This window comes from Colwellia sp. PAMC 21821, assembly GCF_002077175.1.
Lineage (GTDB): Bacteria > Pseudomonadota > Gammaproteobacteria > Enterobacterales > Alteromonadaceae > Cognaticolwellia.
Window position 1 is genome coordinate 3,708,014 of the sequence record NZ_CP014943.1, and the last position, 15,917, is coordinate 3,723,930.

Consider the following 15,917-nt stretch of genomic DNA (forward strand, 5'->3'; position numbering starts at 1 on the left):
CTAACTCAATTTGAACTACCTACAAACCATTATGATATTGAATATTGGTTGATTCAGGCACTAAATTATTAAGTTGTTGTTTTACGGGTGACGCTTCATCTTGTGATTTATTCGACAACAGGGCTTCAAATTGCTGGATTAACAACGCTTTATCTGGAGACTCTTTATCGCCGGCGCCGATGTTAGTTAAATCAATCATAAAACTGTCGAATAAGTTAGATAAGTCTTCAATAATTTCCATATTTAAAAACTGATCTTGGTTATAAATACTTGGATAACCCGCTTTTTGCTTATCAATCGCAAACGACACGCCTTTAAGGTTAGTGATGCTTGTCGACTTATCACATGAGAGCATACAGCCATTGTCGATACGTGGTTTTTCACAGCCAACACTTTGTTGGAAGAAACACTGGCGGCTAGTCATCAACAAAATAGGGTGGTAAATGCTGTAAAACAATTTAAAGTTTTCAGGGCGCGCAATATGCTTCATTTGCATGGCATTAATTTCGTTTGAAATAAACGCGCCGCTACAATCAAAGTCTTCTTTCATGGCTAATAATGCGTATGAATTGGTGGTGTTTAAAAACGGGCCCGCAATCCACTTTATGCCTAATGCATTGGCTTTATACGCAATACCGGTGTTATTTGTGACGATAAGTTCAGGTTTTACTTTCTCTAAAATCGTTACAGCTGCATCGTAGTCTTTACCAATTAGTACGGCAGGAAACCATGGAATTAAACGTGGATTGTCCTGTAAAAAACCAACATATTTGGTACAGCCACGTTTGTAAGCATCAGGTAATTTAAAGTAAATATCGGCATCAGTAACGTCTGTTAGCGCAACATCGGCTTCGTCACAAATCAAAATTGATAATTCAGCTTTACTGGCGTTTTTAGTGTCACTTTTCGGGTGATTAACCAACTTAGGTAACGTTACTTCAGGAATAATATCAACAGCATTATTTAACGTGCTGGCGATTTGGTTTTTAAGTACAGTTAGCTCTTTAAATGGGATGCTTAAGCCTGCAGCTAAGTTGTCGCAGTTTAACTCGGTCAGTAAAAACTCGGCGTTGTTAAAACTTTTAAAACGTTTTTCTATCGTTGCTTTATCAATGCTCGCGTTTTCACTAGCGCGCAATAAGCTAGTCGATTGCACAGTAAAGGTGTTTTGCTCAATAGAAAAGCCCGTTGTTGTAACGGTAATGATTAACGGTTGATCAAGTTGAGCTGAAAAGCTTAAGGTTAGCGGCACTTTTTCAATACTTAAATGCTTTATTTTCTCAACCACTTCCGCTTCAATGTCGTTTTTATCTGTTTGCAGACTTTGCTCTACATCTTGAATTTGTACTACTGAAATAGCTTGGCTTTCATCGGCTTTAAATTTACTCACCGCATGCACCTTTGAGTTATCGCGTGGGTTATCAATAAACATTGATTGATTTAAATCACCACGTAAAAAGGCATTGGAAAAGTCGCGATTAAAGACTTTGTAAAGACGTTCGCCATCTTCAGTTAACTCGCCGGTATTGAGGAAACCATCAATTTGTTTACGGAAACTATCAACCACTGTGTGTACGTAGTTAGCGCCTTTAATTCGGCCTTCAATTTTAAATGAATGTACCCCAGCTTCGATTAAGGCAGGTAAGTCGAAAAAGGCGGAGTTGTCTTTAATATTTAGCGGAAAGTTATGACCCGTCGGTGTGGTTTCATATTCTTCACGACACGCTTGGCTGCAACGACCACGGTTACCTGAATTACCCACACTGGCTGAAGTTGAATAACATAGGCCTGAAAAGGCCACGCAAAGTGAGCCATGCACGAATACTTCGGTTAGCACATTGTATTCATTACAAACTTCAGTGATGGTGGTAATTTCACGTAAATTTAATTCTCGAGATAAATTAACCCGTGAAGCACCTAATTTTTTCAAAAAAGGTATTTGGCCGATATTATGGGTAGTTAGCTGTGTAGATGCATGAATATCTAAGGTCGGAAAATGCTTTTTAATAATGTTAAACATGCCAATGTCTTGCACTATAACACCATCTAACGTGGTATTGACTAGCTTACTTAATAATTTAGCTATTGAGGGAAATTCACGTTCTAAAATGATAACGTTTAAGGTCAAAAATATTTGGCATTGGTATTGGTGCGCAAGGCGAATAATACCGATAAGTTGCTCAAAAGAAATGTTAGAAGCACGGTTTCGGGCATTGAGTGTATCTAAGCCACAATATACCGCGTCAGCGCCTGCAATAATGGCTGCTTTAATTGCATCGACATCGCCGCCAGGCGCTAATAATTCTATTTTATGATCCATTGGTACAACTTTTTTGTTCGCTAAATTTCAGAGCAGGGATTTTACCCGTATATTTCCCTAATGAATACCGTTAAAGTTACAGGATTAAAAGAAAAAGTATTCATCAAGAAGAGCACTATGGCACTCCCTATCCTTTATTCGTTAAGAAACTGCCCTTATGCAATGCGCGCACGTATTGCTATTTTTAAGTCGCATCAACCAGTTGCGTTGCGCGATGTGGTGTTAAGTAATAAACCGCCAGAAATGATTTTAGCTTCCCCAAAAGCTACTGTACCTATTTTAGTGTTAAATGAAGAAAGTGAAATTGTTACCAGCGTTGCTAGCGAAGCAGGTACAAAAGGCAAAATTATTGATGAAAGCCTAGATGTTATGTTGTGGGCGCTGCATGAATCGGATCCTCATGATTTACTTCATCATGAAACGCCTGAAACGTTAGCACAAATGTTAAGCTTTATTACTGAGTTTGATGTTGAATTTAAACGCTGCTTGGAAGCTTATAAATGTGCAAAGCGTTATCATGAAAGCAATATTATTGAATGTAGAACTGCATGCGAGCATTATATTTTGCAGCTTGAGGCAAGATTAGCGCAGCATGATTTTTTAACGTCATCACGAGAAAGCTTACTCGATATAGCGCTGCTACCGTTTATTCGTCAATTTGCGCGTATAGAGCGCCAGTGGTACTTGCAATCGCCGTATCCCAACTTAAAAAAATGGTTAAATCGTTATTTACAAAGTTCAATGTTTACTAAGGTAATGGCGAAACATCCATTATGGCTAGATAGTGGTGAGGAAGTGATTTTTGTTGGTCAGTAAAATAAATGGTTTAAGTGGTCGTTAGATGAGTTTAGCGATGGACATATTCTTTTGGTTATTCATTGATACTATATTGGGTTTTATATTTTATTTTACCGGCTGTTTAATACTTAAAATAATCACTTTGGGCCAGTGTAAAGTTAGGTTTAAGAATTTTGCAGCTTTTAAGGCGAGTAAATCTGCAAAAAGAAACTTCATTTGTCTGTTAGGAATATCTTTTTACATAATCTTAATTTTCTTAGTCGCTTATTTAAGTAATTAAATAATAACGAGCTATTAAATTGGACAAATTGAGCTAGCAGATTATATTTAACGTAGACATATTAATGCCCTTTATCTGGGCTTTCCAAGGAGGATTCAATATGGAACCCAATTATTCAGCGTATTCTTTAGATGAACTTAGAGAAGCTTTAACTCAAATAGACTCAGAAGCTTTCCCCGAAAATGCAGATAACCTTCGTCAGGAATTAAATAAAAGGCAGTCGTCAGTTCCTGAAGCGATTTCAGTTGATAATTTCGACTACAATGAAAAGTTTTATGCTTGTCCAAATTGTGAAGTAAAAATTGGCTTTTTTTCTAAAGAAATGAATAAATGGAGCAAGGATAAAACGTGCCCTCATTGTGGAAAGCCCTATGTTGTTAAATCAGATTTAAAATTTCTCGCTTACCTTTTTATTCCGGTGATGGTTGCCCATTTTCTGCTGCTTAAACCTATTTTACTGACTTTAGGTGTTAATGGTGCTTTCAGTACCGGTATTTTGTCAGGTTTAATTGTTGTTTTATCAATTCGGCTTCAGAGAGTGAGAAGTAACGATAACGTTTAGTGCCGCGATAATCATTGCGCGTTGATGACCGTATTATGCTGCTGGAAAAAGGTCTCAGTGAATAATGTTAACTTAATTTATGATGGGTTCGTGACGTGTTAATGACAGCTTTAAGAGACATTTAATAACGCGCATTACACCGTTATATTATTCAATATGAGTGCACTTTTAAATGTTTGAATAGCAAATGTAGAAGCGAGCTGACAATAAAGCAACTCACTTCTCTATTAGCTAACTTAAGCATTTATAATAAATGGCTAGATATTATTTTTGATACTTCCAGCATTGATGTTTTACCAGAAAACTCGAATCTCACTTTACCGATCGCCGAAAAATATATTTCTAATTCAGAATCAAGATCAAAGGTGCCTGATGTTTCAATAGAGTAGGCTACAATGTTTTTGTAGGGTAGTGAGGTAAAGTCTTTTTTGCTACCAGTAATACCTTGAACATTAACCGCTATTATTCTTTTGGTGGTAAATACCACGCCGTCTCGCATAGTTTTATATGCGTCTACTATTTGCTCATCTTCTAACAGTAAGTCTGTTACTTTTTCTGCGTAGTCAATATCTTGTTTAAGTTTAAAAAAACCTTTGTTTTCAAAATCAATCATTGAACATCCTTAGGTAGTAAATAGTAGTACTGAACGGTTGATAACCGCGTTTATAGATCTTGAGTTAATTGAATAGATGTAAGTAATTGAAATTTAATTGACTTACATTACTCATTCAACTTTACTCAATGCTTGTATAGCAGTTTACTTAAGTGCGTTATTTTTACAAGCGCAATGCGAGGTCGCTGTTATTCTTGCGTGAAACACTAGTGTATAACTAAAGCTGTAACTAACCCTGACGATTAAACGGGGATCGTTAAGCTTTAAAAGTACAACCCTTAATGGCGTAAATAATGGCGTAAATTCTTACGACTAAAACCAATACTTAGGGTAATGCCTGAGTGGGTTTTTAGATAAGTTATTTATGACTAAAGCTATGACTAATAAAATTAGGGTCCCAATGGCAACCGGAGTCACAACAAAGTAATAACCTGCACTGTGAAGCTCTGTACTACCAATAACGGCAATTAAAGCGGTTGCTCCACCTGGAGGATGCAATGTGCGCGTAAAGTGCATAGCTACAATTGACAATGACACCGCTAGTGCACCCAGTAATGCGATATCCAAGGTTAAATACTTTTGCAAAGACACGCCGATAAAAGCCGATATTATATGGCCGCCAATCAGGTTTCTTGGTTGAGAGAAGTCAGCTTGAGGCGCGCCATAAATGAGTACTGCAGATGCGCCGAACGAACCGACAAGAAACATGCTTTTTAAAACATCAACTTCTGTAAGGCTACTCAAAATAGCGACAAAATACATACTTAGAAATGCGCCTAGCCAAGACCATGCAACCTTTGAAATTGGCACTCTAGGGGGACAGCTATCGCTAGCTTTCATTCGTGAAAAAACGACTTTTATCATAATAAAAAATATGTCCGTTAAACTTTTAATTATGGCGACTTAACTAATTATTGAATGCTATTGGCATTATTAATCTATTTAGTTTCCATGGTGGCGTGCCACATATCGCATATTGCGACAATATCGCTTATTGCCTGATGTTTGTTGATAGTAGATACCGACACTAACTGACTAAAGTCGTTAGTGATAATTTTTTCAATACCTTTAACTTGAGATAACCTTTGATAAAAAATGTCTTCATCGGCCTGACACTTAAATATCGCTCCTGATATTTTAATTTCTGTGCTCATTGAGCTCAACCCTGTCAGTTTGTTTATAAAATGTAATGCTTACAGCTCACATTACACAACGTCGGGTAATGTCGCATACTGGGTTAACCATTGAAAATAATTTATCTTAGTCGTTTGTACAATTTGTTATTAGTAATAATTTGTAATCAGGCGCTGACACGCGATTAAGGTGGTTTGTTTTACTTACAAGAATTTCGCTTAAAACTGTTAATTTTAGTGATAAAAAAAGTCCACATCTAGCGGCTAGGTGTGGACTTAATAAGTCAAAATTTTGTGGCTGTATTTACTTGCCCATTATTTGTTGATTATTTGTTGATTATTTTTTAATTCATTGTTTTTCATATATCGCGAAACTAAGCGCCGGCATTTCAATGGTCTGAATATCTTTGCTTGATTGTGTCAATTTGCTTTCACCAACAACTAATCGATAACGTTCACCTTGCAGCGCAATATTAGCTTTTGCTGGCTTATCAGCAGTATTAAAAGCAATTAACATTTCTGAGTTTTGTTCAGCTGAACTTGTATTTTCATGATCAGCAGCTAAGGTACGAGTAATGGCAAAAATAGCATTGTCATCGGCTTGATATACCGTTTTTTGCTCTCCTCGACGTAGTGCTGGATATTGATAAAAAACATCAGCGTATTGCGCGAAGCTTTGGTAAATAGGGTGCTGAGTATCAAAGTTATCGTCAGCGGTTGTAGCGTCTGTGGCTAATAAGTCATCGTCATTATAACTAGCAACTAATGAGGGCATCATGTCTTGTCGAGACGCTTGGTCACCGCCATCACCGACAAAACCTTGTTCGTCACCGTAATAAATAATTGGTACACCACGCATAAAATAGGTCATGGCATGTGCCAGTAAAGTTCGTTTAACCATTTGTGCTTCACTGTAATTAAACTCGCTTTGTTTTAGCATATAAGCAAAGCGTCCCATGTCGTGATTACCCGTAAAGTTCATTAACTGGTTAGCGTTGCTGTCATGGTCCAAGTAATCAACATCATTGGCAAAAAGTGTCGCTAATGATTTCGTGCCTTTTTGTTCAATTAAGCTTTGCACCATGGCACTTTGAAAACCAAAATCTAATACTGACTGCATATTGCCGGCAGTGGTGTATTCACTTAACTCTTTACTCGTAAAACTATAAACTTCGCCGAACATAAAAAAGTTCACAATGCCAAGGCTTTGTGCGTGATTAACTAAGGCTGGAGAAAACTCAGCCCAAAAATCAGTATTTACATGCTTAACGGTATCAATGCGAAAGCCGTCAGGCTTAAATTCAGTGATAAGGTTTTTAAAGATATCGATCATACCTGCTAGTACTTCAGGATTGTTGGTATCGATATCGTCAAGGCCAGCGAAATCACCACGTTTTGAGCTTTCGCCTTGCCAGAAAGAGTCACCCTGATTATGGTAATACTTTGGATCGTTTAACCAAGCTGGGGTTTTTAATTGTTCGTGACCCTTTGGAATAACGGTTGTGTATTTATCGCCGCTTGCCACTTGCTCTGCTGATTTAAATGGGCAGCCTTTATCAGATTTAACTAGCCACTGAAGACCATCTTCACCATGGCATTCAACGTACTTAATAACATCAGCGGTGTGGTTTGTAATAATATCGAAATAAATTTTAATGTTTTCAGCATGAGCACTGCTAATAAGATCTTTTAAATCGTCATTACTCCCCAAGTGCGGGTCAATTTCAGTAAAATCTAAGACCCAATAACCGTGATAGCCTGAACTGTCAGCTTGCATGGCTTGGTTACGTAAAATAGGCGTTAACCAAATGGCAGAAATGCCCAGCTCTTTTAAATAAGGGAGTTTATCTTTTAACCCTTGAATATCACCGCCATGAAACATGCCTTTGTTGGTTTTATCAAGTCCGCCAGCAGAAATAGGCTGGGTTTTTGAACCTAAGTCATTATCGGTATCGCCGTTATTAAAGCGATCTGGCATGACAAAATAAAACACTTCTTCTTGCACATCGCGCTCAAGGTAATGCGGTAGATCTGCAGCGGTTTTATAGTGTTTTTTGGTGTTGGTTTGCCCTAATTTTCCATGTACCCCTGCAACTGGTGTAGGTTCAACATGTGTATCATCGCTTATTTTATCACTGCCACAACCGGCGAAAACCAATGTTGTAAAGGTTGATAATAGTAATGCGGATAGTTTGTTCTTTTTAAACATATTTTTTATCCAATGTTAGTTGATTTTAGTCAGTTTTAGTCAGTTTCAGCCAGTTTTAGACAATGTTAACTAATTTAATTTCGGTTAGTTCGAGGTCGAGCAATGTTCATTGCTGTCGCTAGTTCAGTAACCGAATCAATTTGATCAAACGCTTCTACAGTCACGGGTAATTTTTGTAGCCAATTAGGATGCTCATCTATGGTGCCAGGAATATTGACCTGTTCAACGACTTCTAAAACATCTTCAAGCGGAATTAATTGAATATGACTTGGCGCTTTTGCCATATATTTTTGCACGCCAAGGGTTAGTTCTCGGTTCATTGTTGCAGGAGCTTGCACAGGTGCTTTACTGCTATCAATGACGTTAAGGTCATCTAAAGCATCAAGTAACAACTGTCGATCTTTAATTCGGCTATTACGCTCCTGCTGGCCCATTTCTTCGTTTGGATAAAGCTGAAGTTTTTGACGCCACTCAAGATCTTTGCCTGTCCACCAGCCCGCAAGTGTTGGTAAGTCGTGGGTTGATACTGTCACCATAGATTGCGCAGGGTAAAGCTCTGGACGCATAAAAAATCCTGAATCCCAACGTTCAAAAAATAGAACTTTGTACGATAACAAGCCCGCACGTGCCATTATTTCGCCAAAGCCATCGGGCACAGTACCCAAATCTTCACCTATAACAACACAGTTATTACGGCGAGACTCTAACGCTATAATACGTAAAATATCTTCTAGTGGAAAAGTGATATAGACACCTTGATCGGCTTTCATGCCGGGTGCTACCCAGTACTGACGCATTAATCCCAAAATATGATCGATGCGCAATGCACCGGCATACTGCATATTGCTGCGCAGAGCTTTAACAAGTGGTTGATAACCTTGTTTTTGTAGTGCAACAGGATTAATAGGCGTAAGTCCCCAATCTTGTCCTATGGTATTCATCGCGTCAGGAGGTGCGCCAACGGCTGCGCCAGCAACATAAACATCTTTATCTGACCAAACATCTACACCTGAGCCGTCACAACCCACGGCTAAATCAAGATACAAGCCGATAGGCATTCCTGCTGTTTTTGTTTGCTTGGCAATCGCCTTTAATTGCTCATGAGCTAACCATTGTACAAAACTAAAGTAGTTAATACGGCTTGCGTATTCTTGTTGAAAAGCTTTTACCTCAACGCTGTCAGGTGTTTGAAATTCTGTTGGCCAATCTGGCCAGCCATACGCGTTAGCGTCAGTTTTTCTAAAGTGTTCGTAAAGTGCTTCAAAAGTTGCTAACTGTAATAACTCATTGCCTTGGCTATTTTTAAAGTCAGTAAATTGGCTATACTCATCGGGCTTTTTCGTCATAAAGTCTTGAAATAATATCTCTAAAATTTCAAATTTAACATCGGCAACAGCAGGGTAGTCAATTAATTTTGTTTGTTTAGCGTAAGCTATTTTGTCTTGAATTTCTTCGCTGTTGAAGCGCGCCTGTGCTGCTTGGCAAGCAGCAAAGTTAGGGACTTGTTTAAGGTCAATATACAAGGTATTTAAAAAACAACGGCTAGTGGGAGAATAAGGGCTGCGATGTGCCGGGTTATTTTGATATAACGGGTGCAATGGATTTAAACCGATGGCAGACGCTTGTTGTTTGGCTGATAGTTCAACCAGTTTAGCCAAATCACCAAAGTCACCCATGCCCAAGTTATCTGCACTGGTTAATGAGTATAATTGTGCGGCATAACCCCACATTTTATCACTTGAAGCTTCTTGTGGGCTAAAACACGTTTGTGGCGCACATATCAGCGGACAAGTTGCACTACTTTCGCCGTAATGCAGCGTTAATTGATGATAACCTTCAACTAAAATCGGTAATACTAGAGCATATTTGCTAAATGATGCATCGCTGAATGTGGCAGTATCTAGCAGGGTTAACGCTTTTAAGGCTATGCTGTCGCTAACGGTATCACCTGACTCCAGAGTAATTACCCAGCTCAGTTCAGCTATTGCAGAGTCGGCAATACTTACGGTTAGTTGATGTTGCTCGGCTTCAAGTTCTGCAATATGTGCTGGTGGTAGCATGTTGCGCCAAGACTTTTGCTCTAACTCAGTAATACTGGTTGCGATCTTTTTATCACATGAAAGATCATAACCCATAGCATTAAGTAACGAGTACCTCGCCTCATCCTTGGCATAAACTTGTTCGCCAAATGAATTGGTATAAGTTGCATGAAAGCCAACCAGTTCTGCAAGTTTCTCAATTAAATTCATTCTATGTTTCTCTCTGCTTATCGCCTTGCACTTGTGTGCTAGCGTTATTATTTTTAAAAGTAGACTCTGATAGCACAGAGGCGATAATAATTCGTGTTGTAGATATTTTTATTTGTTTATCGCAACTGGATTTTAAATCGGCAAAAAATGCGCTTTTAAAAAACTGATGCACGGTCATTCATTTTTCTCGAATAACCTTTATGTATAACAGTACAAGGCAAATTAGCTGTTAATGGCTCAGCCAATAAACAGCTAAATTTAAGTTAACCGCTGGCGCTATTTACTGACAGTTAAGTGCCAAATGTTTTGCACATAATCTTCAATAGAACGATCTGAGTTAAATTTACCCATAAGTGCAGTATTTAATATTGCCATTTTTGCCCATTGACTTGGATTTCTATAAGCCTTGTCTAATGCGATTTGCGCATCTGCATAGCTTTGAAAATCAGCCAACACTTTGTAAGGATCGCCACCCGCTAAAAAGCTTTCTTTAATCGCCGATAATTCACCCGGATTACCAGGGGTAAAGTAATCAGTGTCCAACCAATCTAAACAAGCGCGAATCTCGGCGTTGTTCTGGTAGTATTGGTAAGAATTATAACCTTGTGTATCCAAGGCTTTAACTTCATCGACGGTTAAACCGAAAATAAAGATGTTGTCATCGCCAACTTCTTCAGCAATTTCGATATTGGCACCATCAAGCGTGCCGATAGTGACTGCGCCATTAAGGGCTAACTTCATGTTACCAGTGCCAGAAGCTTCTTTACCTGCGGTTGATATTTGCTCAGAAACATCAGCTGCAGGAATGATTTTTTCCGCTAAACTGACACGATAATTAGGTAAAAACACCACTTTAAGCTTGTCTTGTATGCGTGCATCGTTGTTGATTTTTTCAGCGATTTTATTCGTCGCGTAAATAATCTCTTTTGCTAGCTTGTAACCCGGAGCCGCTTTAGCGCCAAAGATAAAAACACGAGGTTGCATATCTAGCTCAGGATTAGCTAATAGCTGTCGGTATAGCGAAATAATGTGTAGGAGATTTAAATGCTGACGTTTGTATTCATGCAAACGTTTAATTTGCACGTCGAAAATAGCATCAGGACTGACCGTAACACCGGTAAGTTTTTTAATTTCTTTCGTCAAGGCAATTTTGTTTTGTTGCTTTATCGCCATAAATTGTTGTTGGAAATCAGCATCGTCAGCAAGGAATTTCAGTTCGCTTAAACTGTTGAGATCTTTTGCCCAATCACCATCAATAGTGTTATCAAGCAAGTTGGCTAATAAAGGATTACACGCTTTTAACCAACGGCGAGGAGTAATGCCGTTAGTCACATTGGTTAATTTTGTCGGCCATAATTGATCAAATTCTGGAAATAGGTCTTGTTTTACCAGGTCAGAATGAATTTGCGCTACGCCGTTCACTCTATGTGCAGTAACAACACAAAGGTGAGCCATGCGAACTTTAGGTTCATGACCCTCTTCAATCAATGATAAGCGAGCGCGCATGTCATCATTATTTGGCCAAAGCGCATTAACCTCATTGTTTAAGAAGGCTTCGTTAATGCGGTATAAAATACTTAAGTGGCGAGGTAGTACGCGCTGAAATAAAGCCACTGACCATTTTTCTAAAGCTTCAGGCAATAAAGTATGGTTTGTGTAGGCAAATACTTTTTGGCAGATCGCCCAAGCACTATCCCAATCAACATGATGGTTATCAATCAGCGTACGCATTAATTCTAAAATAGCGATAGTAGGGTGGGTATCGTTTAACTGAATAGCCACTTTTTCACAGAACGTTTGCCAATTACGCTGCTCTGAAAGCGCGCCATATTGGTTTTCAAAACGGGCAATAATGTCTTGTACTGAACATGCGCAGAAGAAATACTGCTGAACAAAGCGCAGCTCTTTACCGGCATCATGTTCGTCATTTGGATAAAGTACTTTCGATACGGTTTCAGCAGCTACTTGTTGTTGGTGTGCTTGTAAATAATCACCATGATTGAATGTATCCCAATCAAAAGCGTTATCGGCACGACACTCCCACAAACGCAGGGCATTAACTGTATCTGAGTTATAACCAACAATTGGCACATCCCAAGGTACGCCCTTTAACGATTTACCGGCATGCCAAACTGGTTTTATTGTTCCATTAGCTTGAGCAACTTCTTCAATATGACCATAAAGTGGAATAGTTTGGCTTGATTCAGGGCGACATATTTCCCATGGACTACCGAACTCACGCCACATATCCGGAGTTTCTATCTGTTGACCATCGGCAAAGCTTTGTTTAAATAAACCATGTTGATAATGTACGCCGTAGCCCATTGCGTTGTAATCTAACGTTGCAAGTGAGTCTAAAAAACATGCTGCTAAACGGCCTAAACCACCGTTACCTAATGCTAAATCAGCACCTTGTTCGCATAAATCGGCCAGTTCAAAGCCCATTGTTTTTAAGGGTTTTTCAGTATTTGTATATAGGCCTAAGTTATGTAAATTGTTCGACAGTAAACGGCCCATTAAATATTCAAGTGACAAATAATTAACTGACTTTACTTCACTTTGTTGTTGGCGAGCTTTAGTGTTTTGTAGTTTTTCAACGATTATATCGTTAAGCGCAAGGGAGGTAGCGCGCCAGTATGCTGGTTTTTGGTCTACGTTGATTTGTTCATCTAAAGTAAATTTTAAATGGTGTTCGATACGTTGGCTAATTTCAGCCACAGTAATTGATTGTGTTTTATTTTTAGTTGAAGACTGTGTGTTAGTCGACGTTTTTGTTTTAGTAACCATATAACTACAAACTCTTTTATCGGACATTGTATTGTCGGTAAATGTTAACTACTTCTGACGTAATGCAAAAAGTGAAGTACGGTCTCGCTATTATTAATGCGCGAACGAGACAAGGTGCAAAAGACTTCATCGTGTAAATGCACGTGTGAAAGCTAACTTTAATTTAGTGCTTTAATTTAGTTCATAAATAGCGCTTGAATTAATTATGCCGATGTAAGTAATTAGAGCAATGCGCTACATACGTATGCACTGCAAAAATCTGATTTAAAATGCATGCATACGTATGTATTTGAGCTTTTTATGCACATTAATTTTACGTGAGTAAATGTATTGTTTAAAAAGTAGAGATGACGGCGATAAATGCCTGCTTTTGTCTTAGCTGGTTGTCTGATAAATTTAGTGATTGTACTAGGGAGGGCCTATGTTCTCTAAGGGTGTTGATTCATCATCAATTAAATTATGTACTTAGCTTAAACCCTCGGTTAATATGAATTAGATATTTTCACTTATAGGTTTGCTGTGAGATCAAAACAAACATCATTTGATATTGCTTATCGTGCTGGCGTTTCTCAATCGACCGTGTCACGAGCGCTTCGTAATAGCCCATTAGTTAATGAAGAAACGCGTCTTCGTGTGCAAGCAATTGCCAAAGAGTTAAACTATAAAGTTGATAAAAATGCCAGTAGTTTACGCACACAGCTTAGCGGCACTATTGCATTATTACTTTTTGAAGATCCGACCAATGACGATTCGTTAATTAACCCGTTTTTCTTATCTATGTTAGGTAGCATTACTCGTGCAAGCGCGAAAAAGGGCTATGACTTATTAGTCTCGTTCCAACAAATGAGTAATGACTGGCATGCTGATTTTGAAGATACCCGTAAAGCTGACGGTATTATTTTGCTGGGTTATGGTGATTACACAGACTATGAAGAAAAGCTGGTTCAACTTATAAAACAAGAAACCCATTTTGTGCGTTGGGGAGCCGACGTTAAAGGGCTATCTGTAGTGTCTGTGGGTTGTGACAATTTTCAAGGTGGCTATCAAATAACAGAGCATGTAGTTAAGCAAAACCGTCAACACTTTGCATTTTTGGGAGGAATTAGTATAGGTTCTCCTGAGTTTCTAGATCGTTACACAGGCCATTGCCAAGCGCTAAAAGATAATAATCTTAAAGTAGATAGTAACTTACAAATTGATGCAATATCGACTGATGAATCTGGATATCAAGCGGCTCAACAGCTTATTGCTACAGGCATAAAATTTGATGCCATTTGTACAGCAAGCGACTTAATTGCTATTGGCGCGATGCGAGCGATACAAGAAGCGGGATATAACGTCCCTGGTGATGTTGCGATAGTGGGATTTGATGATATAGCTACGGCTTGTTCTACTTCACCGGCATTAACCACCGCTAAACAAGACACGGTATTAGCCGGTGAGCTTTTAGTTGATAAGTTACTGCAATTAGTCAGCGGCGAAGAAACGAAAACGCAATTAATGCCAGCGACATTAGTAGTTCGTAAATCATGTGGTAGTTAATTAATTCCACCTTTTCCTTACATAATTTAAGTCACGCTATGCCAGCTCTTTAAGTCGAATTAATTTGTCGGCTTAAAGTCTTCTGCGGCTCCGTTGTCACACTTGATACAATTTAGCTTCTGGCCAAGTTTTTCATTTCTCGTTGACAGCTTTAGTACCCATGGGCGATTAATAAACGGTGGTTGGTGACGAACATGTTGAAAGTGGCCGCATGCTAGTCGAGCAACCCAATGGTTCTCGTCATCGAGATGATAGTCGATAATCGCTTGTCGCATGTTGGTCTCTGTATTTGTAAGTTGGTTTATTTAAGTCATTTGAACTGATGACGTGAACAAGTTACTTGATGTGAACAAACTAAGCTTTATTTTTCAGCCCAGGCTCCCAATGCATCCCCTCACATTCTGGGCGACTGAGCACGAAACCAAACTTTTTATAAAGCTCAGGTACATCGGCGAGTAAGGTAATATAAGCACCTTCAACCGCAGTTTGTTCAAGGTAGTGCATAATGTTTTGCATAACGATGCGACCTAAGCCTTTACCTTGATAGTTAGGGTCTACTGCGATATCAACAACTTCGAAATTTAACGCGCCGTCACCTACCACTCTACCCATAGCAACTGTGCAGTCGTCAATAACAATATGTACGCCGAACAAGCTATTAGGTAAGGCTTTTTTCGCAGCTTCAATAGGGCGAGGTGTTAACCCTGACACGACCCTTAAACGTAAAAAGTCTTCTACGGCCGGCACTTCTTTAATAATATTTATTTGCATGCTTTATACCAAGTTGATTAATTAGCGGCTCATTTTTAATGGTTAAAATGAATACCCACGGCGTTATAAAATGTATAAGTAGCATAACTACTGACTAAGTTTTATGCCTTGTCATTATCCATTTTACCTCATGAAAAAGTAGAACACTTAATTAATCAAATTGGAATTACTCATTTTCATCTTAATTATCAGATTGCTATAGCCACGCAACTATTGAAGAATTACATCAACTATGACACTTAATTGTATTAGAACTGCCGGATATTAGCATTCACTTTGACCACCAAATAACCTTTAAATTGACCATCAATTATTAAAAAACAAAAAGAGGTATGTGTCATAGAATAGTTATTGAAAACAGGAGTTTATTAGGTTGTTTAAAGAGTTCAAAAGCATAGACCTACCTTTATCCTGACAGACAACTAAGCCACCATAGCTGTCGTTCAATCTTTAGGCTTTAAAGGCGGCTAATCCGACAAAGCGGACATTAGGTGTTTGTTTAAGTTTATGACAGCAGCTAGCCAATAGCGGTCATTAGGTTTTAGTGAATCCATGAACATATTTAGGACAATTTTAGCCAAGACTTTACACTCGACTGTTAGTCGGGCTTAAGTTCATAGTCGTCTGTGGCTTTTCAGCTCAGAACGCTAAAA

At 38.6% G+C, this 15,917-nt stretch carries 13 protein-coding genes; 3 read left to right on the forward strand and 10 right to left on the reverse strand.

Annotated features, from left to right (window positions below; translation table 11 throughout):
* Positions 1-19: 19 nt before the first annotated feature.
* Positions 20-2,320, reverse strand: coding sequence for a peptidase U32 family protein (locus A3Q33_RS15690; RefSeq protein ID WP_081180754.1), 2,301 nt, complete (start codon positions 2,318-2,320; stop codon positions 20-22).
* 117 nt (positions 2,321-2,437) lie between these two features.
* Between A3Q33_RS15690 and A3Q33_RS15695 the strand changes: the two genes are divergently transcribed.
* Together A3Q33_RS15695 and A3Q33_RS15705 are read left to right on the forward strand one after the other, a co-directional pair.
* On the forward strand, positions 2,438-3,136 hold the full coding sequence (locus tag A3Q33_RS15695; RefSeq protein ID WP_081180755.1) for a glutathione S-transferase: 699 nt from the start codon (positions 2,438-2,440) through the stop codon (positions 3,134-3,136).
* 362 nt (positions 3,137-3,498) lie between these two features.
* Positions 3,499-3,960, forward strand: coding sequence for a hypothetical protein (locus tag A3Q33_RS15705; RefSeq protein WP_081180757.1), 462 nt, complete (start codon positions 3,499-3,501; stop codon positions 3,958-3,960).
* Positions 3,961-4,204: 244 nt separating this feature from the next.
* Here A3Q33_RS15705 and A3Q33_RS15710 read toward each other — a convergent pair whose 3' ends face one another.
* The 7 genes from A3Q33_RS15710 to A3Q33_RS15735 all read right to left on the reverse strand — a co-directional run bounded on the left by A3Q33_RS15710 (position 4,205) and on the right by A3Q33_RS15735 (position 12,951).
* Positions 4,205-4,573 carry a PH domain-containing protein gene (locus tag A3Q33_RS15710; RefSeq protein ID WP_081180758.1) on the reverse strand — a complete coding sequence of 123 codons (369 nt, stop codon included), beginning with the start codon at positions 4,571-4,573 and terminating at the stop codon, positions 4,205-4,207.
* Between the two features lie 312 nt (positions 4,574-4,885).
* On the reverse strand, positions 4,886-5,434 hold the full coding sequence (locus A3Q33_RS15715; protein ID WP_081182682.1) for an HPP family protein: 549 nt from the start codon (positions 5,432-5,434) through the stop codon (positions 4,886-4,888).
* A 77-nt stretch (positions 5,435-5,511) separates the two neighbouring features.
* Positions 5,512-5,727 (reverse strand): hypothetical protein, encoded by a 216-nt coding sequence (locus A3Q33_RS15720; RefSeq protein ID WP_081180759.1) that lies wholly within the window; start codon positions 5,725-5,727, stop codon positions 5,512-5,514.
* 328 nt (positions 5,728-6,055) lie between these two features.
* Positions 6,056-7,915 carry an alpha-amylase family glycosyl hydrolase gene (locus A3Q33_RS15725; protein ID WP_081180760.1) on the reverse strand — a complete coding sequence of 620 codons (1,860 nt, stop codon included), beginning with the start codon at positions 7,913-7,915 and terminating at the stop codon, positions 6,056-6,058.
* A gap of 74 nt (positions 7,916-7,989) precedes the next feature.
* A complete protein-coding gene (malQ, locus tag A3Q33_RS15730; protein ID WP_081180761.1) occupies positions 7,990-10,164 on the reverse strand; it encodes a 4-alpha-glucanotransferase in 2,175 nt (724 codons plus the stop codon).
* A 1-nt stretch (position 10,165) separates the two neighbouring features.
* On the reverse strand, positions 10,166-10,342 hold the full coding sequence (locus tag A3Q33_RS20650) for a hypothetical protein (protein WP_155866792.1): 177 nt from the start codon (positions 10,340-10,342) through the stop codon (positions 10,166-10,168).
* Between the two features lie 98 nt (positions 10,343-10,440).
* Positions 10,441-12,951, reverse strand: a complete 2,511-nt coding sequence (locus A3Q33_RS15735) for a glycogen/starch/alpha-glucan phosphorylase (RefSeq protein ID WP_081180762.1) — start codon at positions 12,949-12,951, stop codon at positions 10,441-10,443.
* Positions 12,952-13,470: 519 nt separating this feature from the next.
* On the opposite strand from A3Q33_RS15735, the gene A3Q33_RS15740 reads away from it, so the two are divergent.
* Positions 13,471-14,493 (forward strand): LacI family DNA-binding transcriptional regulator, encoded by a 1,023-nt coding sequence (locus A3Q33_RS15740; protein WP_081180763.1) that lies wholly within the window; start codon positions 13,471-13,473, stop codon positions 14,491-14,493.
* A gap of 59 nt (positions 14,494-14,552) precedes the next feature.
* On the opposite strand, the gene A3Q33_RS15745 is transcribed toward A3Q33_RS15740, so the two are convergent.
* Both A3Q33_RS15745 and A3Q33_RS15750 read right to left on the reverse strand, forming a co-directional pair.
* Positions 14,553-14,768 carry a DUF3565 domain-containing protein gene (locus A3Q33_RS15745; RefSeq protein ID WP_081180764.1) on the reverse strand — a complete coding sequence of 72 codons (216 nt, stop codon included), beginning with the start codon at positions 14,766-14,768 and terminating at the stop codon, positions 14,553-14,555.
* A 79-nt stretch (positions 14,769-14,847) separates the two neighbouring features.
* Complete coding sequence (locus tag A3Q33_RS15750) at positions 14,848-15,264, reverse strand: GNAT family N-acetyltransferase (protein WP_081180765.1); 417 nt, start codon at positions 15,262-15,264, stop codon at positions 14,848-14,850.
* Positions 15,265-15,917 lie beyond the last annotated feature (653 nt).

Bases quoted from the DNA above. Each gene is read 5' to 3' on its own strand.
- A3Q33_RS15690 (WP_081180754.1), bottom strand. From the start codon at position 2,320: ATGGATCATAAAATAGAATTATTAGCGCCTGGCGGCGATGTCGATGCA.
- A3Q33_RS15695 (WP_081180755.1), top strand. From the start codon at position 2,438: ATGGCACTCCCTATCCTTTATTCGTTAAGAAACTGCCCTTATGCAATG.
- A3Q33_RS15705 (WP_081180757.1), top strand. From the start codon at position 3,499: ATGGAACCCAATTATTCAGCGTATTCTTTAGATGAACTTAGAGAAGCT.
- A3Q33_RS15710 (WP_081180758.1), bottom strand. From the start codon at position 4,573: ATGATTGATTTTGAAAACAAAGGTTTTTTTAAACTTAAACAAGATATT.
- A3Q33_RS15720 (WP_081180759.1), bottom strand. From the start codon at position 5,727: ATGAGCACAGAAATTAAAATATCAGGAGCGATATTTAAGTGTCAGGCC.
- A3Q33_RS15725 (WP_081180760.1), bottom strand. From the start codon at position 7,915: ATGTTTAAAAAGAACAAACTATCCGCATTACTATTATCAACCTTTACA.
- malQ (WP_081180761.1), bottom strand. From the start codon at position 10,164: ATGAATTTAATTGAGAAACTTGCAGAACTGGTTGGCTTTCATGCAACT.
- A3Q33_RS20650 (WP_155866792.1), bottom strand. From the start codon at position 10,342: ATGACCGTGCATCAGTTTTTTAAAAGCGCATTTTTTGCCGATTTAAAA.
- A3Q33_RS15735 (WP_081180762.1), bottom strand. From the start codon at position 12,951: ATGGTTACTAAAACAAAAACGTCGACTAACACACAGTCTTCAACTAAA.
- A3Q33_RS15745 (WP_081180764.1), bottom strand. From the start codon at position 14,768: ATGCGACAAGCGATTATCGACTATCATCTCGATGACGAGAACCATTGG.
- A3Q33_RS15750 (WP_081180765.1), bottom strand. From the start codon at position 15,264: ATGCAAATAAATATTATTAAAGAAGTGCCGGCCGTAGAAGACTTTTTA.